Raw genomic sequence first — 19579 nt, 5'->3', positions numbered from 1 at the left:
CAACAGACCTGAACGAAACGAGAATTGTGTTACCCATGTCGTCGGTCTGAACTGTTACCTATGTTGCCGGTTGCTCAGTGCAGCGTGCGTGTGGAGAGGAAAAACTACGCCGCGACTTTCATCCGTCGCTCGATCTCGCGATCGATCGTGGCGGCGAGCTCGCTGCTCACTTCCACCATCGGCAGGCGCACTTCGGGGCTGTCGATCAGGCCGGATCGCCACAGCCAGTACTTTGCCGGCGCAGGGCTCGGCTCGGTGAAGAGCAGCCGCGTCAGCTCGGCCACCTCGTGCCAGCGCGCCTGCGCAGCGTCATGGTTGCCGCGCTTGAGCTCGCTGTAGATCGCCGCGAACGTCGCGGTCTCGACATGGGCCGACAGCACGATGCCGCCATCGGCGCCGTCGGTGAGTGCTTCAAAATAGTTCGCGTCCTCGCCGGTCAGCACGCGGAAATTCTTCGGCCGGTCGCGCAGCAGCGCGATCGATTGCTCGCGGCTGGCGCCGCAATCCTTGAGGCCGACGATATTGGGATGCTCGGCGAGCCGCAGCATGGTCTGGTTGGTGATGTTGACCGCGCAGCGATAGGGAATGTTGTAGAGCGCGATCGGCCAGGCGGCGTGGTCGGCGAGCGCCTCGAAATGCGCCAGCAGACCGCGCTGCGACGGCCGCACGTAATAGGGGCTCGCGATCAGATAGCCCTCGATCGGCCAGTCCGCGGTTTCATCAAGGCGATCCTCCAGCCGTGCCGTGTCCGCGCCCGACAGGCCGAGGCAGATTGGCAAGGTGCGGCGGCCGGCCGCGATCTCATCGCGGACGATCGCGACGAGGCGCTCGAGCTCGCCCTCGCGCAGCGTCATGCCTTCCCCGGAGGTCGCCCCCAGGATGAAGCCGTCGACAGCTTGTCCGCTGTAGTGCCGCGTCAGCCGCCGCAACGAGGTTTCGTCGAGCTTGCCGTCACGGAACGGCGTCACCAGCGGCAGCCAGAGCCCGTGCAAATGTTCGCGTAGTCCGGTCATGTTCCATCTCCTTCTCGGAAAAAACCTGAGACGGAGGGCACATGAAAAAACCCCGTCCAGGTGGCGGGGTTTTCGGGATTGGCTCGCGATGACGAAGTCAGCCTAGCGCGCGCAACATTCCGAGGTCCCCGGATGGGGGCCTTTTTTCGAAACGAGTGCGCACGACTTCGTGATCATTGGCAAATGATGCGGGGCACGCCCAAGACTGTCAATACACGCGGAGGGCGAAAGCCGTTTTCGGCAGAAAAAAAGCCGGACCCGAAGGGCCCGGCTTAGGTATTGGCCACGTGAGGCCGACACAATCACCTTCCAAGAGGGATTACTGAACTCCCGCGCCACTGGAGGAGGGGGACAAATGCGCAACGCGAAGGCTCAGCGTGCAAACAGTATGGGCTTGACGAGCGCCATGCAGCAACAGCCGAGGCCGCATGTCAGACATGCGGAAATCAGGACGGCCAGCGTTGCGCCTTGCTCACCACGAAGTCGCGGAACACTTGCACGCGCGCGACCGTCTTCAACTCCTCGGGATAGACGAAATAGGTGTCGAGCTGGATCGAATCCGATTCGCCAAACAGTTGCACGAGCTTGCTCTGCTCCTCGACCAGATAGTCGGGCAGCGCCGCGATGCCGAGGCCCTGCTGACAGGCGCGCACGAGACCGAGGATGTTGTTGACCTTGAAGTAAGCTTCGCGCGGGCCCGAGCCGTTGCGCCCGGCTTCGACCAGCCAGTTGCGGTTCTGCAAATGCGGCGCGAAGTTGCCGTCGGCGAGCGTGATAATGCGGTGGGAGTCGAGTTCCTCCAGCGTCCGCGGCGTGCCGAAACGCTTGATGTATTCCGGCGAGCAATAGGCATGGAATCCCATCGCGAACAGCTTGCGCTGGATCAGATCCGGCTGCGTCGGCTTGCGGGTGCGGATCGCGACGTCCGCCTCGCGCATCGACAGATCGAGCTCCTCGTCGGTGACGATCAGCGAGATCCGGATCTCCGGATAGAGCGCGGTGAATTCGCCGAGCCGCGGGATCAGCCAGTTGATGCCGACGCCGGGCGTGGTGGTGATCTTGAGATCACCGCTCGGCCGCTCGCGGCTGTCGGTGAGCTTGGCGCGCGCCGCCTGCAGCTGCATGAACACGTCATGCGCGGTGCGGAACAACAGGTCGCCCTGCTCGGTGAGGATCAGGCCGCGGGCATGGCGGTGGAACAGCGAGACCGAGAGCTCCTGCTCCAGCGCCGAGACCTGGCGGGAGACCGCCGATTGCGACAGGCCGAGCTGCTCGCCCGCGTGCGTGAAGCTGCCCGCTTCCGCTGCCGCGTGAAACACCTTCAGCTTGTCCCAGTCCATATCCGTAAATCCGTCGCGTGTTCGAGGCATGATCTTCATTCCGCTGCCGCGCGCTCGCTGGCGCGAAGGGCCAAGAAACGTTCGGCTTCGAGCGCTGCCATGCAGCCGAGGCCTGCGGCCGTCACGGCCTGGCGATAGGTTTCGTCGGCGACGTCACCGGCGGCGAACAGGCCGGGCACCGACGTGGCGGTCGAGTTCGGGGCGACCTCGACATAGCCCGACGGTTTCAGCTTGACCTGCCCCTTGACCAGCTCGGTTGCCGGGGCATGGCCGATGGCGATGAAGACGCCGTCAGTCTTCACGTCCGTCAGCGCGCCTGTCCTGACGTTCTTCAGGCGGACATGGGTGACCTTGTTCGGGCTCTCGGTGCCGCAGATCTCGTCGATGGCGGAGTCCCAGATCACCCTGATCTTCGGGTGCTTGAACAGGCGTTCCTGCAGGATGCGCTCGGCGCGGAAGTGATCGCGGCGATGCACGATGGTGACCTGCGAGGCATGGTTGGTGAGGTACAGAGCCTCCTCGACCGCGGAATTGCCGCCGCCGACCACCACGACCTCCTTGTTGCGGTAGAAGAAGCCGTCGCAGGTGGCGCAGGCCGACACGCCGCCGCCCTGGAATTTCACTTCGGACGGCAGCCCGAGCCAGCGTGCTTGTGCGCCCGTGGCGAGGATGACGGAGTCGGCGAGATAGACGTCGCCGGAGTCGCAGGTGAGGCGGAACGGCCGGTGCGCCGTCTCCAGCTTGACGACCAGGTCGGTGACGATTCTGGTGCCGACATGGACCGCCTGCTTCTCCATCTGCTCCATCAGCCAAGGGCCCTGGATCACGTCGGCGAAGCCCGGATAGTTCTCGACGTCGGTGGTGATGGTGAGCTGGCCGCCCGGCTGGATGCCCTGGATCAGGATCGGCTCGAGCATCGCGCGCGCGGCGTAGATGGCGGCGGTGTAACCGGCGGGGCCGGAGCCAATAATGACGACCTTTGCATGAACAGGAGCGGACATTTCGATGGACGCCTTTCACGGGGGATCTGCAGCGCGGGCGCGGAAGAAGCCAGGAGGCCTCGCGGAGGCGCTGAAATATCAGAGCTAATCTAAGCCTTCTGGTGAGCTATGCAAGAATTGCATTCCCTCTCGGCGGATTTTTCCAACAGGGAACAAAAGTCGATTGCGCTGCACGCGCAATAAAATTGCGCTAACCGCGCGGACTAGGCTATGAGGATTGCGACAGACCCACCCAATACCGCCGCAAAGGCCAGGAGTTCCAATCACGTGTCGCGGAGCCTAGACGAGATCGACCTGAAAATTCTCACCGAGATTCAGGCCGACGGTCGAATCACCAATGTCGAGCTCGCCAAGCGCGTCGGCATCTCGCCGCCGCCCTGCCTGCGCCGGGTCCGGGCGCTGGAGGAGGAGGGCTACATCCACGGCTATCGCGGGCTGCTGGATGCACGAAAGCTCGGTTTCGACGTCACGGTGTTCGCCGCCGTGCACCTGTCCAGCCAGGCCGAGGCTGACTTGCGCGCCTTCGAGGAGTTCGTCCGCGCCGAGCCCCTGGTGCGGGAATGCTGGATGCTGTCGGGCGAGGTCGATTTCATCCTCAAATGCGTCGCCCCTGACATGGCTACGTTCCAGGATTTCGTGACGCACCTGACGGCGGCGCCGCACGTGCGCAACGTGCGGACGTCACTGGTGCTGCACAATTCGAAGTACGAGGCGGCGGTGCCGCTCGAGGTGAAGGGACGGCGATAAGTTTCCGCTCTCGTGCCCCGGACGCAGCGCAGCGCCCCGGCGATGCGAAGCATCGTCCGGTGCGGTGCTGCGCGTCCGGGACACGAGAGTTGGGCGCGCTGCTGCCACACCGTCATTGCGAGCGTAGCGAAGCAATCCAGACTGTCTTCGCGGAAAGATTCTGGATTGCTTCGCTGCGCTCGCAATGACGGGCGGTGAGAGTGTGCTTCGCTATGCGCAGGCAACACGCGGAAACAAAAAGGCCGCGCAATGCGCGGCCCTTTCGGAGGTCAGTGCGACAGCGGCAAACGCTTACCGCCACTCCACCTTGGTGATCTCATACGCCTTGGCGCCGCCGGGTGCATTGACCTCGACGGTCGAGCCCTTCTTCTTGCCGATCAGTGCGCGCGCGAGCGGCGAGGTGATGGAGATGCGGCCCTTCTTGGCGTCGGCCTCGACCTCGCCGACGATCTGCCACACCGTCTTCTTCTCGGTGTCCTCGTCGACCAGCGTCACGGTGGCGCCGAACTTGATGGTGTCGCCGGACAGTTTCGAGATGTCGATGATGTCGGCGCGCGCGAGCTTGTCCTCGAGCTCGGCGATGCGGCCCTCATTGTGGGACTGCTCTTCCTTCGCGGCATGGTATTCCGCGTTTTCCGACAGGTCTCCGTGCGAGCGCGCCTCGGCGATGTGCTCGATGATCCGCGGGCGGTCCTCCGACTGGCGCTTCTTCAATTCTTCCCCAAGCGCGACAAAGCCGGCCTGGGTCATCGGAACCTTTTCCATCTCTTCTCTCGTCCTTCGGCCGGCGCGCCCCACCAAACAGAGGGGCGCGGCAACCTTGATTCGTCGATATGTCCGGGGCTGAATACGCCACCACCGGAACGTTACGTGGGTCTGGCGCCGGAACAGAACAACCACATGGCCGGACAGTTCCTCCGGCCATTGTAGCTTCATTGCCAATCACTTAGCGGCGGGTCCACCGCCGCTCGCGATCAGGTTTCCGAAAAGTAGCTCTGCAGGGTACGAACCTCAAGGTCCCCGCCCAGATAGGCGCGGATGCCCTGCGCGGCCGCCACGGCCCCGGAAAGAGTGGTGTAATACGGCACTTTATGCAAGAGGGCCGCGCGCCGCAGCGAACGGCTGTCGGCGAGCGCCTGCGGGCCTTCGGTGGTGTTGAGGACGAGCTGGACGTCGCCATTGGTGATGGCGTCGACGATGTGCGGCCGTCCCTCCAGCACCTTGTTCACCTTCTCCGCCGGGATGCCCTGGTCGGTCAGGAAGCGCGCCGTGCCCGAGGTCGCCAGCACCTTGAAGCCAAGCGAATGCAGCTGGCGCACGGCGTCGGCGATACGGACCTTGTCGCTCTCGCGCACCGAGACGAACACCGTGCCCTTGCGGGGCACCCGCGTGCCGCCGCCGAGCTGGCTCTTGGCGAATGCCACCGCGAAGGAGCGGTCGATGCCCATGACCTCGCCGGTCGAACGCATCTCGGGGCCGAGCACCGTGTCGACGCCCGGGAAACGGGCGAACGGAAACACCGATTCCTTGACGCCGACATGCTTGAGATCGGCCTTCTTCAATTTGAAGTCGGCGAGCTTTTCGCCGGCCATGATGCGCGCCGCGATCTTGGCGACCGGCGTGCCGATCACCTTGGCGACGAACGGCACCGTGCGCGAGGCGCGCGGATTGACTTCCAGCACGTAGATCTCGCCGTCCTTGATCGCATATTGCACGTTCATCAGGCCGACGACGTCGAGGCCGAGTGCGAGCTCGCGCGTCTGCCGCTCCAGCTCCGCGATCATCTTGGTGTCGAGCGAGTGCGGCGGCAGCGAGCAAGCGCTATCGCCGGAATGGATGCCGGCTTCCTCGATGTGCTCCATGATGCCGACGATGAAGGTGTCCTTGCCGTCGCAGAGGCAGTCGACGTCGATCTCGGTCGCATCCGACAGGTAGCGGTCGAACAGCAGCGGGTTCTTGCCGAGCACGGTGTTGATCTGCCCGGTCTTGTCGTTCGGGTAGCGCGCCTTGACGTCGGCGGGCACCAGTTCCGGCAGCGTGCCGAGCAGATAGTCGTTGAGCTGGTTCTCCTCGCGGATGATCTGCATCGCGCGGCCGCCGAGCACGTAGGACGGACGCACCACCAGCGGCAGGCCGAGATCGGCGGAGACGAGCCGCGCCTGCTCGACCGAATAGGCGATGCCGTTCTTCGGTTGCTTGAGGCGAAGCTTGTCGAGCACGCGCTTGAAGCGGTCGCGGTCCTCCGCGAGGTCGATCGCATCGGGCGAGGTGCCGAGGATCGGCACTTCGGCGGCTTCCAGCGCACGCGCGAGCTTCAGCGGGGTCTGGCCGCCGAACTGCACGATCACGCCGTGCAGCGTGCCGTTCGAGCGTTCCTTCGCGATGATCTCCAGCACGTCTTCGGCGGTGAGCGGCTCGAAATAGAGCCGGTCCGCGGTGTCGTAGTCGGTCGACACCGTCTCCGGGTTGCAGTTGACCATGATGGATTCGTAGCCGGCATCATGCAGCGCGAAGCAGGCGTGACAGCAGCAATAGTCGAACTCGATGCCCTGGCCGATGCGGTTCGGGCCGCCGCCGAGGATGATGACCTTCTGCTTGTCCGAGGGCGTGCTTTCGTCCGCCGGTACGCCCGCGAACGGCGCTTCATAGGTCGAATACATGTAGGCGGTGGGCGAGGCGAACTCGGCCGCGCAGGTGTCGATGCGCTTGTAGACCGGACGGACGCCGAGCGCGTGGCGCTTGGCGGTCACCTCGGCATCCGTGGTGTGCGCGAGCACCGCGAGCCGCGCATCCGAAAAACCCATGGCTTTCAAGGTGCGCATGCCGAACGCGTTGGCGGGAAGGCCGCTCTTCTTGATCTTCTCTTCCATGTCGACGATGCCGCGCATCTCGCCGAGAAACCACGGATCGATCTTGCAGGAGTTGAAGATGTCCTCGTTCGACCAGCCGAGCCGCATCGCCTGCGCGACCTGAAGGATGCGGTTCGGCGTCGGCGTGCCGAGTGCGGCGCGGATCGCGTTCTTGTCGTCGTCGCGGCCGAGACCTTCGATCTCGATCTCGTCGAGGCCGGTGAGGCCGGTCTCGAGCCCGCGCAGCGCCTTCTGAAGGCTCTCCTGGAAGGTGCGGCCGATCGCCATGACTTCGCCGACCGACTTCATCGAGGTCGTCAGCGTCGAGGAGGCGCCGGGGAATTTCTCGAAGGCGAAACGCGGGATCTTGGTCACCACGTAATCGATCGTCGGCTCGAACGAGGCCGGCGTCGCGCCGCCGGTAATGTCGTTGGCGATCTCGTCGAGCGTGTAGCCGATCGCGAGTTTTGCCGCGACCTTGGCGATCGGGAAGCCCGTCGCCTTCGAGGCCAGCGCGGACGAACGCGACACGCGCGGATTCATCTCGATCACGACCATGCGGCCGTCTTCCGGATTGACGCCGAATTGCACGTTGGAGCCGCCGGTCTCGACGCCGATCTCGCGCAGCACCGCCAGCGAGGCGTCGCGCATGATCTGGTATTCCTTGTCCGTCAGCGTCAGCGCCGGCGCGACCGTGATGGAGTCGCCGGTGTGCACGCCCATCGGATCGAAATTCTCGATCGAGCAGACGATGATGCAATTGTCCTTCTTGTCGCGCACCACCTCCATCTCGAACTCTTTCCAGCCGAGCACCGATTCTTCGATCAGCACTTCGTTGGTCGGAGATGCATCGAGACCGCGCTCGATGATGTCGAGGAACTCTTCCTTGTTGTAGGCGATGCCGCCGCCGGTGCCGCCCATGGTGAAGGAGGGACGGATGATCGCGGGCAGGCCGATCTCGGACAGCGCCATCATGGCCTGGCCGAAGGCGTATTCCTGATAGCGCTTGCGGCGGTCGCTTTCGCCGAGGGTCCATTGCCGATCAAGCTCTTCGAGCGCGGCGCCCGACAGCTTCTCACGCTCGGCGTGGTATTTGTCGCGGAAGGACTTCTTCAACTCGGACGCATTGGCGAGCCGCGACTTCGGCGTCTCGAGCCCGATCTTGGTCATGGCCTCGCGGAAGAGCTGGCGATCCTCGGCCTTGTCGATGGCATCCGCCGTCGCGCCGATCATCTCGACGTTGAATTTCTCGAGCGTGCCCTGCCGGCGCAGCGACAGCGCGCAGTTCAGCGCGGTCTGTCCGCCCATGGTCGGCAGCAGCGCGAAGCCGCCGGGAATGACGTGACGTTCCTTCTCGATGATCTTGGCGACGATCTCCGGCGTGATCGGCTCGATATAGGTCGCATCGGCCAATTCCGGGTCGGTCATGATCGTGGCCGGATTGGAATTGACGAGGACGATGCGATAGCCCTCCTCCTTCAGCGTCTTCACTGCTTGCGTGCCCGAATAGTCGAACTCGCAGGCTTGGCCGATCACGATGGGGCCGGCGCCGATGATCAGGATGGTCGAGATGTCGGTTCGTTTAGGCATCACCGCTCGCGGGCTGGAATTTGGGCACAAAAAAAGGGCGCGCTTGCCGCGCGTCCCCTAAGCCGAGAGCGCGGGGGTCTCCCTCGCGCGCGGGTGGGTCTTAGACCAGTTTTCGGGGCGGCGAAACCCCGAAAAATGCCCATCAACCGGCAATTTTGACCGGTTTTGGCCGGGCCTGCCAGCCCCGGGCGAGGTGCACCAGAAGCGAGGCCGCAACGCTCGATCCGCCGATCCAGCCGAGGTCGGTCGGCGACAGGGTGGCCAGCACCGCTCCCCCTAAGGCCCCGCCGATGGCGAAGCCGAGATACATCGAGGAGGCATTGAGCGAGAGCGCGATCATCGAGGCCTGCGGCTCGATCCGGATGATGCTGGCGATCTGGGCCGGATAGAATGCCCAGCCCGAGATTCCCCACAGGAAGATCGCGCCCAGCACGGCGTAATGCGCCTGCCCGGGCATCAATTTGAGGACCAGCGAATGCAGGATCAGGGCGCTCGCCATGCCGGCGAGGCCGAGCGCTGCGGTGGTCAGCGAGCCGAGCCGGTCGGCCAGCGCGCCGCCGAGCATGTTCCCGATCGCGGCCGCGCCGCCGAACACCAGCAGCGCCAGGCTGATATGCGATGCATCGAAGCCGAGATCGCGCAGAGGGACCGCGAAATAGGTGAACACGGTGAAGCCGCCGAGCGCCCAGAGAATGGTGATCAGAAGCGCGATCAGGACGTTGCTGTGACGCGCGACCGCCAGCCGGTCGCTCAGCGAAGCCGTGTTGCGCGGCAGCCCGCGGGGCAGGCCGAGCAGGAGGCCGGCGAGCGCAACCGCGCCGATCACGGCAACCATGGCAAAGGTCGCGCGCCAGCCGAGCAGGCTGCCGACGATATTGCCGAGCGGCACGCCGATGACGGTCGCAACCGTGAGGCCCGAGGTGACCAGCGCCACCGCGCGGCCGCGCCTTTCAGGGGAGGCGACCGCAACCGAAACCGCAAGCGCGGTCGGCATGCATAGCCCGGAGCCCAGCGCCATCAGCATCCGCGAGGCCAGCAGCAGGGCGTAGTTGGAGGCCACCATCGCTGCAAGGTTGCCGGCGATGAAGGTCGTCAGTGCCAGGGCCAGCACGGTGCGCCGATCGATATTGTTCAGCGCCACCGCCAGGACCGGCGAGCCCACGGCATAGGTGAGGGCGTAGGCCGTGACCAATTGACCCGCGGCCGAGACCGAAATCGACAGGTCGCCGGCGATCGCAGGTAAAAGCCCAGCAATCACAAAGCCTTCAGTGCCGATCGCAAAGGCCCCCAGGGCCAGCCAGAACACGCTCATTGACAGTAACCTCTATGTTCAATGTTTATTGAACTATCGAACGATAGTGGTGCCGCTGTCAATTGGTTCAAGAACTATTGAACATTGCGGCCGCATCGCTATGATTTTCGGACCATGAGCCGCACGCCCCACCATCCCACCCGCGAGCAGATCGAGCTGCCGATGGTCCTGGATTGCCTGAGCGATCCGATCCGTCTGGCGATCGTCTACCAGCTCGCCCAGCAGGAACGTGTCAGCAGCGAACTCCGCTGCAGCGACTTCAGCGCTCTAAGTGGCAAGTCGAACCTCGCCTATCACTTCGCCAAGCTGCGCGACTGCGGCCTGATGCAGACGCGCGTGGCGGGCACCAACCGCTTCATGCGGTTGCGACGTGAGGATCTGGAGGCGCGCTTCCCGGGCCTGCTCGATGCCGTGCTCAGCTCCGCAGCCAAGGATGCCGACCGGCTACCGCTGCTGCCGGAGTGCGAATTGGTCGAGGTTGACCGAAAATGAGACGGTTGTGCGTGGGCTGCTGATTTGCCCGCAGCGCGTTAGCCGCCAGTCCGTCTACGCTTTCGCTCCGCTCAAGCTACGCCGGACACGCTTCGCCCCTGCTGGTCTAGCATGGCTGCGCCACGCGTAGCCCCGCAGGGGCGAAGCGTGGAGACCCGGCCTGGATTTGAACCAGGATGAAGAGCGTTGCACCGCCCTCGCGTAGACGCTTCCGCCACCGGGCCGGGGCGGACATTACCGATTGCAGTGCGACAAGCCACAACGGCTAATTGTTATGCTTAACGAACCAGCGGTGGCCGAGCGATGAAGGTCATGCGCCAGCGATTGTGGCCGATATTGGCGTGGGCGCGCTGGACCGCGAAGCCGGCCGCCTTCAGCTTCGCGGTGATCTCGTCCTCGCTGTAGCGCTGCAGCCCGATCTTTGAGCGCAACTGGCGGTAATCCGACAGCGCGGTGCTGATCAGCCCGATCAGCGCGTCCTTCAGGAAGCCGTGACGCAGACCGAAGCCGAGCAGGGCCATCACGTCCCTGACCATGCCGACCTGGGGCTGAAGGATGTCGCCGAGCACCAGCTTTCCGGATGGCGTCAGCAATCGCCGGATATTGAGCAGTGCGGCGTCGAGCTCCTCGCCCGTCATGTATTGCGCGACCGAGTTCATCACGACGAGGTCGATGGACTGGTCCTGCATCTTGCGGACGTCGTCGAGCGAGCGGACGCGGATCCTGGTGTTGGGGGCAAACCGCGCGATCAGCCGGCCGCGCACGCCCGGTGCGGGTTCAGCCAGGATCAGCTTGCCGCAGGCGGCCGCCACCTGGTTCGCCGACAGCGCCTCGCCGCAGGCGTAGTCGAGCACGGTCGCCTCGGGCGAGGTGATGTAGCCGATGATGTCCCGCGCGATGATCTGGAAGTGCAAGTCGCGATGCAGCTTGCTGACATAGATCGTGTGCGTCGAGTCGTAGTAATCGATCCAATCGTCCATGGTATCCGAGGGTCCCGGCCAAACGGTTCCTGCCAAGGAACTGGCGCTGCCCGCCTTGCGTTAGGGGTGCGACGGCGCGCCGTCAATGTCCGCGTCCTAACAGGAAGGTTTCCCGTGAGCAAAACCAACAACAAGGTCTCGCCTGAACTCGACACCCCCACCGATCTGTCGCCCGACGGGGTCAAGAAGGTCTCGGAGTCACTGAACGTGCTTCTGGCGGACGCGTTCGCACTGTATCTCAAGACCAAGAATTTCCACTGGCACGTCAGCGGCCGGCACTTCCGGGACTACCATCTGCTGCTCGACGAGCAGTCGGACCAGATCTTCGCCACCACCGACCAGCTCGCCGAGCGCGTCCGCAAGATCGGCGGCACCACGCTGAAGTCGATCGGCCAGGTCGCAAAGCTCCAGACCATCAAGGACAACAACGAAGACTACGTCCCGCCGCGCGAGATGCTGCGCGAGCTGATGCAGGACAACAAGCACGTCGCAGCCGCTATGCGCAAGGCGCACGACGTCTGCGACGAGGCCGGCGACGTCGCGAGCGCCAGCATCCTCGAAGTCTTCATCGACGAGACCGAGCGGCGGACGTGGTTCCTGTTCGAGGCGACCCGTCGGGAAGGTGCGAACGAAGCGTAGAGCCGAGCTGTCGTAGGGTGGGCAAAGGCGCGCATCTTGCGCGCCGTGCCCACCATTTATCATTACGGCATGAATCGAATGGTGGGCACGCTTCGCTTTGCCCACCCTACGGCACCCCGCTTTTGGTTACCCCCAAAACCGCATCAACGCTCCATCCTTCCCCGTCACGGGATCAGCCGGCGGCAGCGCGACCTCTGGAATCGTCTTCAGCGCCTTCGCATGGTTCTCCGGCGTCGCCCGCGTGATCTCCATCTTCGCGCCGGGCGGGTAGGCGCCGATGATGCAGAAATCATCGCTCGCCTTGATGCACTGATGCCCGGTGCCGGCAGGCAGGATCGCGACATCGCCGGCCTTGATCTCCAGCTCCTGGCCATGGTCGCCGCCGAAACGGACGCGGGCACTGCCGCGCGCAACGCCAAGCACCTCATGCACCGTCGCGTGATAATGCAGGTAGTCGTAGACGCCGTTGCGCCACGTCCCGCCCCAGCCGTTCGATTCGAACAGGCTTTCGATGGTTTCTTCGGGACGCTTCGGATCGAGCTTGACCGCGCCCTGGTAGACCAGGAACGGATGGATGTTGTTCGGCACGAGCCCGTCATCCTCAAAGACGATGGCGAGCGGCTCGGCATGGTCGCGGACGATCGACATGGCTGGGCTCCGGGTAACAACAGACCCGGGATCAAGACGGTGCAGGCCCCCCTTGTTCCTTACGCCACTCCATACGCCGGCTTGATAGAGATCAAGGCGCAGGCGGCCGTTCGGCGGCACGCAGATCAAAGCGAAAGAGGGGGAGCGCCATGTACGCATCCGACGTTGCGCAGCGTCATTTCTCGGCGGCCATTGATGAAGCTGAGACGGCCGGCCTCGGGCACGAAGCCGTCTGCCGCGCCTTGCTCAGTCTCGTGATTTCGAAATATCTGGAGACGAGGTCCGTCGCCGACATCCAGGCGGAGCTGCGCTTCGTCGCCGAGAACTGCGATCCCGACACGGACTTCATGTTCATGCGTCCGTGACGGAGCCGGCGGAGTCATCCGCCGGCGATTTTGGCCTTACGCGCTCTTCTTCTGCCGCATCAAATCGGCGAAGCGCTGGAACAGATAGTGCGAGTCGCGCGGACCGGGCGAAGCCTCGGGGTGATACTGCACCGAGAACACCGGCTTGCCGTCGAGCTGGATGCCGCAATTGGATCCGTCGAACAGCGAGATGTGGGTCTGCGTCGCGCCCTTCGGCAACGTCTTTTCGTCCACAGCGAAACCGTGGTTCATCGAGGTGATCTCGACCTTGCCGGTGGTCTCGTCCTTGACCGGGTGATTGGCGCCGTGATGGCCCTGATGCATCTTTTTGGTTCTGGCGCCGACGGCGAGGCCCAGCATCTGGTGGCCGAGGCAAATGCCGAAGGTCGGCGTGCCCGACTTGATGACGTCCTGGATGACAGGCACGGCATATTTGCCGGTCGCGGCCGGATCGCCCGGGCCGTTGGACAGGAACACGCCGTCCGGCTTCATCGCCAGAATGTCTGCGGACGAGGTTGTCGCCGGCACCACCGTCACCTTGCAGCCGACACCGGCGAGCAGGCGCAAGATGTTGCGCTTGATGCCGTAGTCGATGGCGACGACGTTGAACTCGGGCTTGTCCTGCCGGCCAAAGCCCTTGTCCCACAGCCACGGCGTCTCGTCCCAGGTGAAGCGCTGGCCGCTTGTGACCATCGGCACGAGGTCCATGCCTTCGAGGCCGGGCCATTCGCGCGCTTCTTCCTTGAGGCCGTGCAGGTCGAACTCGCCGGTCTTGGAATGCGCGATCACGGCATTGGGCATGCCCTTGCTGCGGATCAGCGCGGTCAGGGCGCGAGTGTCGATGCCGGAGAGGCCGATGATGCCGCGCGCCTTGAGCCACTGGTCGAGATGCTTGGTGGCGCGGTAGTTCGAGGGATCGGTGATCGCCGTGCGCAGGATCACGCCGCGCGCGCCCGGCGTCGCGGCCATGTTCACCGTCTCGATGTCTTCCTCGTTGGTACCGACATTGCCGATATGCGGGAAGGTGAAGGTGATGAGCTGGCCGGCGTAGGAGGGATCGGTGAGGATCTCTTCATAGCCGGTCATCGCGGTGTTGAAGCAGACCTCGCCGACGGCGTGGCCTTCGGCGCCGAGACCAAAGCCCTCGAGCACCGTGCCATCGGCAAGCACGAGGAGCGCGGTCGGTTTGTGGTCCGGCCAGGCAGGATCGTTGTCATGTTGTGTCATGAGCCCGCTTCATAAGCCCCCAACACGCGCCCGTCAAAGCAGAGAAGCGCCGATTCACATGCGTTTTTGCATATTTGACAGCTCGTCTCGGGCACTTAAGCTTGACTGCACAATTTCCGGTAAATCTAGGGGCTTTCGAGGCAATAATGGACCAGACCACCCCGCTCTTGCTGGTTCCGGGGCTGGCCTCCTCGGCCCGGATCTACGCCCCGGTTCTCCCCGCCTTGTGGCGGCTCGGCCCGGTGATGATTGCCAACCATATCCGCGACGATAGCATGGCCGCGATTGCCGCCCGGGCCCTGAGCGGGGCGCCGCCGCGCTTTGCGCTCGCCGGCCATTCCATGGGCGGCTACATCGCCCTCGAGATCATGCGCCAGGCGCCGGAGCGGGTGGCCAAGCTCGCGCTGATCAACACCCAGGCGCGCCCCGACACGCCGGAGGCGACCGCGCGCCGGCGCGGCCTGATGGAGCGGGCGAGGCGCGGCGAACTTCGCGCCATTCGCGAGGAGAGCTTTCCGGAGCTCGTGCATCCGTCGCGGCGCAATGATGCCGATATTCTGAAGCTCGTACATGCGCAGGATGAGGACGTCGGCGTCGAAGGCTATCTGCGGCAACAGACCGCGATCATCGCGCGGATGGACTCACGCCCGACGCTTTCGACCATCAAGTGTCCGACCCTGGTGCTGACGGGCGATGCCGATAACACCATCCTCAACGCGTTCTCGAAGGAGATGGCGGAGGGCATTGCCGGCGCAAGGCTGGTGGTCCTCGAGCGTTGCGGGCACCTGCCGCAACCGGAACAGCCGGAAGCGACAGTGCGGGCGCTCACCGAATGGCTCGGGGGCTAGGTTGTGTGGAGGCCGCAAACGGCCTAGATCAGGCGTCATATATTCGAAGGGATCACGATCATGCTGCGCGACGACATCAACAATGCGGTCAAGGAGGCCATGAAGGCCAAGGACGAGCGCAAGCTGTCCACGCTGCGCATGGTGAACTCGACCTTCAAGAACGCCGACATTGAGGCGCGGGGGCAGGGCAAGCCGCCGCTGTCGGACGCTGACCTGCTCGCCGTGCTGCAGAAGATGATCAAGCAGCGCCAGGAATCAGTGGCGCTCTACGACAAGGGCGGCCGCGCCGAGCTCGCCGCGCAGGAGCGCGAGGAGATCGCCGTGATCTCGGCGTATTTGCCGAAGCAGATGTCCGAGGACGAGGTGAAGAAGGCGATCGCCGACGCGGTCACTGAAACGAGCGCGGCCGGCATGAAGGACATGGGCAAGGTGATCGCCGTGCTGCGCGCGAAATACGCGGGCCAGATGGATTTCGGCAAGGCCAGCGGCTTGGTGAAGGCCGCGCTGTCGGGCTAGCTTCTTCCCCTCTCCCCTTGAGGGAGAGGGTGCCTCGCGAAGCGAGGGGGGTGAGGGGTCTCTCTCCGCGGGTGAGTCTTTCACATTAGTTCACGCGGACAGATACCCCTCATCCGGCGCGCCACCTTCTCCCACAAGGGGAGAAGGTGCACCTTTGATGCGGCATCGGTTCGGTCTACTCTCTCCATAAGAAAACAGGGGAGGCACGATGACCGCCGCCATCAAACCGTTCCGCATCGCCATCAGCAACGACATCCTCACCGACCTCAAATCGCGCCTCGCGCGCACCCGCTGGCCCGAAGCTGAGCTCGTCGACGACTGGAGCCAGGGTGCGCCGCTGAAATGGATCCAGGAGATTTGTACCTACTGGGCTGATGGTTACGACTGGCGGGCGCGCGAAGCAAAACTCAATCGCTTCGCCCAGTTCACCACCGAGATCGACGGGCTCGACATCCACTTCATCCATGTGCGTTCGAGAGAAGCAAACGCGCTGCCGCTGATCATCACCCATGGCTGGCCCGGCTCGATCGTGGAATTCCAGAAGGTGATCGCGCCGCTGGTCGATCCTGCCGCGCATGGCGGCAATCCCGCAGATGCCTTCCATGTCGTTTGTCCCTCGCTGCCGGGTTTCGGCTTCTCCGCCAAGCCGAAGACCACCGGCTGGGGCGTCGACCGCATCGCCGCGACCTGGGCGAAGCTGATGGACGTGCTCGGCTATATCAGCTACGGCGCGCAAGGCGGCGATTGGGGCTCGGCGGTGACGACCTCGCTCGGCGCGCAGGATGCAGAACATTGCGCCGGCATCCACATCACGCTCGCCTTCAACGCGGCGCCGAAAGTCGAGGGCGAGCCGACGGCGGAGGAGAAGCGCGCGCTCGCCGGCCTCAAGCACTACGTCGATCTCGACTCCGGCTATTCAAAACAGCAGTCGACGCGGCCGCAGACGCTCGGCTACGGCCTGACGGATTCGCCGAGCGGGCAGGCGGCCTGGATCCTGGAAAAATTCTGGGCCTGGACCGATTGCAACGGTCATCCCGAGAATATCTTCAGCAAGGACGAGCTGCTCGACAACGTCATGCTCTACTGGGCGACCGAGACGGCGACCTCGTCGGCGCGGCTTTATTGGGAAAGCTTTGGCAAGCGCCGCACGACGCCGGTGGTGAAGGTGCCGACGGGCGTCGCGGTGTTCCCCAAGGAGATCATCACGCCGGTGCGGCGCTGGATGGAGCCGAACTTTTCGAACATCACCCACTGGAGCGAGATGGAGAAGGGCGGCCATTTCGCAGCCTTCGAGCAGCCAGAACTGTTCGTGCGCGATGTCAGGAAGTTCTTCGCGACGGTGCGGTAAGCCCTGCTGTCATTCCGGGTTCGACGCTGGCGCGTCGCCACGGAATGACGTCGCGGGGCTTGTTCCGAGCACTCACGGCTCTAGACTGGGCCATAACAACAAGAGACCGGGAAGACGACCAAGCCCATGCTCACCGAAGCCAAGACCTACGACGAGCTCTATCGCAACTTCCGCTGGGACGTCCCGGCGCGCTTCAACATGGCGGAGGCGTGCTGCGATCGCCATGCCGACGGCACCGGCCGCCTCGCGCTGATCTATGTCGACGAGAACGGCGCCACCACGCGCACCTCTTTCGACGAGGTTGCCGACATGTCGCGCCGCTTCGCCAATGTGCTGAAGGCGGATGGGCTTGTCCGCGGCGACCGCGTGGCCGTGTTCCTGTCGCAGTCGCTGGAATTGCCGATCGCGCATATGGCGGCGTTCCGCTCCGGGCTGATCTCGATCCCGCTGTTCGCGCTGTTCGGCGAGGACGCACTGGAATTCCGCCTGTCGAATTCGCAGGCGAGAGCCATCATCACCGATGAGGCTGGCTGGGAGAAGCTCACGAAGATCCGCGACCGGCTGCCCTATCTGCAGGACATCTATGTCACGAGCGGCGCCGTCCACGCCGGCGCAAAGCCGTTCTGGTCCGCGATCGAAACCGCGTCCGAGGATTTTGCCAACGTCGACACCTCGGCCGACGATCCTGCGCTGATCATCTACACCTCGGGCACGACGGGCAATCCAAAGGGCGCGCTGCATGCGCACCGTGTCGTGCTCGGCCATCTCCCGAATGTGGAGATGTGTCACAATTTCCTGCCGCGGCCCGGCGACCTGATGTGGACGCCGGCCGACTGGGCCTGGATCGGCGGGCTCGTCAACGGCCTGCTCGCGTTCTGGTATCACGGCATCCCGCTGGTCGGCCACCGCGCGCGAAAATTCGAGCCGCAGGCGGCGATGCAGATGATGGCCGATCTCGGCGTTCGCAACGTCTTCCTGCCGCCGACCGCGTTGAAGCTGATGCGGCAGGCCGGCGTGAAGCATCCGGGTGTCAAGCTGCGCAGTATCTTTACCGGCGGTGAATCCCTCGGCGGCGAATTGCTGGGATGGGTGCGCGAGACTTTTGGCATCGACGCGCATGAGGTGTTCGGCCAGACCGAGTGCAACCTCGTGATCGGCAGCAACTCAAATCTTTTTCCGATCCGCCCGGGTTCGATGGGCAAGGCGACGCCGGGTTTCGATGTCCGCATCGTCAACGACAAGGGCGAGGAACTGCCGCGCGGCCAGCGCGGCATCATCGGCGTGCGCCAGCCGTGCCCGGTCACCATGCTCGAATACTGGCGCAATCCGGAGGCGACGGCGAAGAAATATGCCGGCGAATTCCTGCTGACCGGCGATCTCGGCGTTCAGGACGAGGACGGCTATTTCTGGTATGTCAGCCGCGAGGACGACGTCATCACAACGGCCGGCTACCGCGTCGGCCCCTCCGAAATCGAGCACACGCTGATGAAGCATCCGTCGGTGGCGATGGCCGCCGTGGTCGGCATCCCCGATCCAATCCGCACCGAGTCAATCAAGGCCTGGATCGTGCTGCGTCCGGGCTTTACCGGCAGCGACGCGCTCGCGCGCGAGATCCAGGAGTTCGTGAAGGTGCAGCTCGCCGCGCACGAATATCCGCGCTACGTGGAGTTCGCCGAGACGCTGCCGATGACGGCGACGGGCAAGGTGCTGCGGCGCGAGCTGCGGGCGAGGGGTTAATTTCTTACAATGGCAAAGACGTCTCAAGCCGCGGGACTTCACCGCGCCTCGCTTGCGAAGCTGCACGATCTCGATGCGGCGCTGGAGCTGATGTATTACGGCTGGCGCGGGATGACGCTGGAGGCCGACGACTATCTCGCGAAGCAGGGGCTGTCGCGCCCGCACCATCGTATCCTCTACGTCGTGGCGCGCCGGCCCGACATCGCGATCGGCGCGCTGATCGAGATCCTCGGCATTTCCAAGCAGGCCCTGAACCGGCCGCTCAATTTGCTGCTGGAGCGCAAGCTGCTGACGTCGAAGCGCGCACCCGAACAGCATCGCTCAAAGCTGTTGCGCCTGACGGCCGCGGGGCAACGCATCGAGCAAAGGGCGTCGGACCACGAGCGCAAGGTGATGCGTCAGGCGTTCGAGCGCGCCGGGGCGTCGGGCACGGCGGCCTGGATGGCCGTCATGGAGGCGATCGCCGACAACAACTGACGGCTTCTCAAGTCAACATAGTTGACATGAGGGCGCGGCTTTGCCACTTTCCCGGCCAACGGGCCAGGGAGGGCTCTGCCATGAGCGCAGGGAAGATGGATCGCGCGGCGGCCGAACGTTTCGTCGCGGCATGGTGCGCGAGCTGGTGCAAGGTCGATATCGACGCGGTCGTCGCGCATTTTGCCGACGATGCGCAGATGCGCAGTCCTCTCGCGCTCGAACTGACAGGCTCCCCCGTTGTCACCGGCGCGGAGAACATCCGCACCTATTGGCGGCAAGCCTATGGCCACATCGAAAGCGCCGACCTGAAGATCCTCAGCTGGAGCTGGGACGAGACGATCGCGCGATTGACGGTGTGGTGGCAATTGGGCGGCACGCGCGCCAGCGAATTCATGGACTTCGACGACGCGGGCCGCGTGGTCCGCAGCGAAGCCTTTTACGGAAAATAGC

The 19579-nt window shown here is 64.2% G+C and carries 19 protein-coding genes and 1 tRNA gene; 10 read left to right on the top strand and 10 right to left on the bottom strand.

Annotated features, from left to right (window positions below):
- Window positions 1–104: 104 nt before the first annotated feature.
- The 3 genes from JQ635_RS29280 to trxB form a co-directional block, all read right to left on the bottom strand.
- The gene (locus JQ635_RS29280) at window positions 105–1013 is read right to left on the bottom strand and encodes a 4-hydroxy-tetrahydrodipicolinate synthase family protein (RefSeq protein ID WP_211413237.1); all 909 of its coding nucleotides are present in this window, start codon (window positions 1011–1013) and stop codon (window positions 105–107) included.
- Between the two features lie 446 nt (window positions 1014–1459).
- On the bottom strand, window positions 1460–2383 hold the full coding sequence (locus JQ635_RS29275) for a LysR family transcriptional regulator (protein WP_027575284.1): 924 nt from the start codon (window positions 2381–2383) through the stop codon (window positions 1460–1462).
- Window positions 2384–2388: 5 nt separating this feature from the next.
- Window positions 2389–3354, bottom strand: coding sequence for a thioredoxin-disulfide reductase (trxB, locus tag JQ635_RS29270; RefSeq protein WP_211413236.1), 966 nt, complete (start codon window positions 3352–3354; stop codon window positions 2389–2391).
- Window positions 3355–3621: 267 nt separating this feature from the next.
- Between trxB and JQ635_RS29265 the strand changes: the two genes are divergently transcribed.
- On the top strand, window positions 3622–4101 hold the full coding sequence (locus tag JQ635_RS29265) for an Lrp/AsnC family transcriptional regulator (protein WP_026312113.1): 480 nt from the start codon (window positions 3622–3624) through the stop codon (window positions 4099–4101).
- Window positions 4102–4392: 291 nt separating this feature from the next.
- Here JQ635_RS29265 and greA read toward each other — a convergent pair whose 3' ends face one another.
- From greA to JQ635_RS29250, 3 genes are all read right to left on the bottom strand, one after another.
- Window positions 4393–4866 (bottom strand): transcription elongation factor GreA, encoded by a 474-nt coding sequence (greA, locus tag JQ635_RS29260; protein ID WP_018643807.1) that lies wholly within the window; start codon window positions 4864–4866, stop codon window positions 4393–4395.
- 209 nt (window positions 4867–5075) lie between these two features.
- Window positions 5076–8540 carry a carbamoyl-phosphate synthase large subunit gene (gene carB, locus JQ635_RS29255; RefSeq protein WP_211413235.1) on the bottom strand — a complete coding sequence of 1155 codons (3465 nt, stop codon included), beginning with the start codon at window positions 8538–8540 and terminating at the stop codon, window positions 5076–5078.
- Between the two features lie 142 nt (window positions 8541–8682).
- Entirely contained in the window at window positions 8683–9852 is a 1170-nt protein-coding gene (locus JQ635_RS29250; protein WP_211413234.1) for an MFS transporter, read from the bottom strand.
- Between the two features lie 114 nt (window positions 9853–9966).
- Between JQ635_RS29250 and JQ635_RS29245 the strand changes: the two genes are divergently transcribed.
- Window positions 9967–10344, top strand: coding sequence for an ArsR/SmtB family transcription factor (locus JQ635_RS29245; protein WP_211413233.1), 378 nt, complete (start codon window positions 9967–9969; stop codon window positions 10342–10344).
- A 148-nt stretch (window positions 10345–10492) separates the two neighbouring features.
- Here the strand turns inward: JQ635_RS29245 and JQ635_RS29240 are convergent.
- Both JQ635_RS29240 and JQ635_RS29235 read right to left on the bottom strand, forming a co-directional pair.
- Window positions 10493–10568, bottom strand: a tRNA-OTHER gene (locus tag JQ635_RS29240).
- A gap of 54 nt (window positions 10569–10622) precedes the next feature.
- A complete protein-coding gene (locus tag JQ635_RS29235) occupies window positions 10623–11324 on the bottom strand; it encodes a class I SAM-dependent methyltransferase (RefSeq protein WP_211413232.1) in 702 nt (233 codons plus the stop codon).
- A gap of 114 nt (window positions 11325–11438) precedes the next feature.
- On the opposite strand from JQ635_RS29235, the gene JQ635_RS29230 reads away from it, so the two are divergent.
- On the top strand, window positions 11439–11963 hold the full coding sequence (locus tag JQ635_RS29230; RefSeq protein ID WP_211413231.1) for a Dps family protein: 525 nt from the start codon (window positions 11439–11441) through the stop codon (window positions 11961–11963).
- A gap of 126 nt (window positions 11964–12089) precedes the next feature.
- On the opposite strand, the gene JQ635_RS29225 is transcribed toward JQ635_RS29230, so the two are convergent.
- Window positions 12090–12611 carry a cupin domain-containing protein gene (locus tag JQ635_RS29225; protein ID WP_211413230.1) on the bottom strand — a complete coding sequence of 174 codons (522 nt, stop codon included), beginning with the start codon at window positions 12609–12611 and terminating at the stop codon, window positions 12090–12092.
- 149 nt (window positions 12612–12760) lie between these two features.
- Here JQ635_RS29225 and JQ635_RS29220 point away from each other — a divergent pair, with 149 nt between their 5' ends.
- A complete protein-coding gene (locus JQ635_RS29220) occupies window positions 12761–12976 on the top strand; it encodes a hypothetical protein (RefSeq protein ID WP_211413229.1) in 216 nt (71 codons plus the stop codon).
- 36 nt (window positions 12977–13012) lie between these two features.
- Here the strand turns inward: JQ635_RS29220 and carA are convergent, their stop codons facing one another.
- A complete protein-coding gene (gene carA, locus JQ635_RS29215; protein ID WP_211413228.1) occupies window positions 13013–14203 on the bottom strand; it encodes a glutamine-hydrolyzing carbamoyl-phosphate synthase small subunit in 1191 nt (396 codons plus the stop codon).
- 146 nt (window positions 14204–14349) lie between these two features.
- Here carA and JQ635_RS29210 point away from each other — a divergent pair, with 146 nt between their 5' ends.
- From JQ635_RS29210 to JQ635_RS29185, 6 genes are all read left to right on the top strand, one after another.
- On the top strand, window positions 14350–15051 hold the full coding sequence (locus JQ635_RS29210) for an alpha/beta fold hydrolase (RefSeq protein ID WP_211413227.1): 702 nt from the start codon (window positions 14350–14352) through the stop codon (window positions 15049–15051).
- Between the two features lie 60 nt (window positions 15052–15111).
- The gene (locus JQ635_RS29205) at window positions 15112–15567 is read left to right on the top strand and encodes a GatB/YqeY domain-containing protein (protein WP_211413226.1); all 456 of its coding nucleotides are present in this window, start codon (window positions 15112–15114) and stop codon (window positions 15565–15567) included.
- 208 nt (window positions 15568–15775) lie between these two features.
- Window positions 15776–16915, top strand: coding sequence for an epoxide hydrolase family protein (locus tag JQ635_RS29200; protein WP_211413225.1), 1140 nt, complete (start codon window positions 15776–15778; stop codon window positions 16913–16915).
- 126 nt (window positions 16916–17041) lie between these two features.
- Window positions 17042–18652 carry an acyl-CoA synthetase gene (locus JQ635_RS29195; protein ID WP_211413224.1) on the top strand — a complete coding sequence of 537 codons (1611 nt, stop codon included), beginning with the start codon at window positions 17042–17044 and terminating at the stop codon, window positions 18650–18652.
- Between the two features lie 9 nt (window positions 18653–18661).
- A complete protein-coding gene (locus JQ635_RS29190) occupies window positions 18662–19129 on the top strand; it encodes a MarR family winged helix-turn-helix transcriptional regulator (RefSeq protein WP_211413223.1) in 468 nt (155 codons plus the stop codon).
- An 80-nt stretch (window positions 19130–19209) separates the two neighbouring features.
- Complete coding sequence (locus JQ635_RS29185; RefSeq protein ID WP_211413222.1) at window positions 19210–19578, top strand: YybH family protein; 369 nt, start codon at window positions 19210–19212, stop codon at window positions 19576–19578.
- Window position 19579 lies beyond the last annotated feature (1 nt).

This window comes from Bradyrhizobium iriomotense, assembly GCF_018130765.1.
GTDB classification, from domain to species: Bacteria; Pseudomonadota; Alphaproteobacteria; order Rhizobiales; family Xanthobacteraceae; genus Bradyrhizobium; species Bradyrhizobium iriomotense_A.
This window is presented reverse-complemented; position numbering and strand designations above follow the sequence as displayed.

Bases quoted from the DNA above. Each gene is read 5' to 3' on its own strand.
- JQ635_RS29280 (WP_211413237.1), bottom strand. From the start codon at position 1,013: ATGACCGGACTACGCGAACATTTGCACGGGCTCTGGCTGCCGCTGGTG.
- JQ635_RS29275 (WP_027575284.1), bottom strand. From the start codon at position 2,383: ATGCCTCGAACACGCGACGGATTTACGGATATGGACTGGGACAAGCTG.
- trxB (WP_211413236.1), bottom strand. From the start codon at position 3,354: ATGTCCGCTCCTGTTCATGCAAAGGTCGTCATTATTGGCTCCGGCCCC.
- greA (WP_018643807.1), bottom strand. From the start codon at position 4,866: ATGGAAAAGGTTCCGATGACCCAGGCCGGCTTTGTCGCGCTTGGGGAA.
- carB (WP_211413235.1), bottom strand. From the start codon at position 8,540: ATGCCTAAACGAACCGACATCTCGACCATCCTGATCATCGGCGCCGGC.
- JQ635_RS29250 (WP_211413234.1), bottom strand. From the start codon at position 9,852: ATGAGCGTGTTCTGGCTGGCCCTGGGGGCCTTTGCGATCGGCACTGAA.
- JQ635_RS29245 (WP_211413233.1), top strand. From the start codon at position 9,967: ATGAGCCGCACGCCCCACCATCCCACCCGCGAGCAGATCGAGCTGCCG.
- JQ635_RS29235 (WP_211413232.1), bottom strand. From the start codon at position 11,324: ATGGACGATTGGATCGATTACTACGACTCGACGCACACGATCTATGTC.
- JQ635_RS29225 (WP_211413230.1), bottom strand. From the start codon at position 12,611: ATGTCGATCGTCCGCGACCATGCCGAGCCGCTCGCCATCGTCTTTGAG.
- JQ635_RS29220 (WP_211413229.1), top strand. From the start codon at position 12,761: ATGTACGCATCCGACGTTGCGCAGCGTCATTTCTCGGCGGCCATTGAT.
- carA (WP_211413228.1), bottom strand. From the start codon at position 14,203: ATGACACAACATGACAACGATCCTGCCTGGCCGGACCACAAACCGACC.
- JQ635_RS29210 (WP_211413227.1), top strand. From the start codon at position 14,350: ATGGACCAGACCACCCCGCTCTTGCTGGTTCCGGGGCTGGCCTCCTCG.
- JQ635_RS29205 (WP_211413226.1), top strand. From the start codon at position 15,112: ATGCTGCGCGACGACATCAACAATGCGGTCAAGGAGGCCATGAAGGCC.
- JQ635_RS29200 (WP_211413225.1), top strand. From the start codon at position 15,776: ATGACCGCCGCCATCAAACCGTTCCGCATCGCCATCAGCAACGACATC.
- JQ635_RS29195 (WP_211413224.1), top strand. From the start codon at position 17,042: ATGCTCACCGAAGCCAAGACCTACGACGAGCTCTATCGCAACTTCCGC.
- JQ635_RS29190 (WP_211413223.1), top strand. From the start codon at position 18,662: ATGGCAAAGACGTCTCAAGCCGCGGGACTTCACCGCGCCTCGCTTGCG.
- JQ635_RS29185 (WP_211413222.1), top strand. From the start codon at position 19,210: ATGAGCGCAGGGAAGATGGATCGCGCGGCGGCCGAACGTTTCGTCGCG.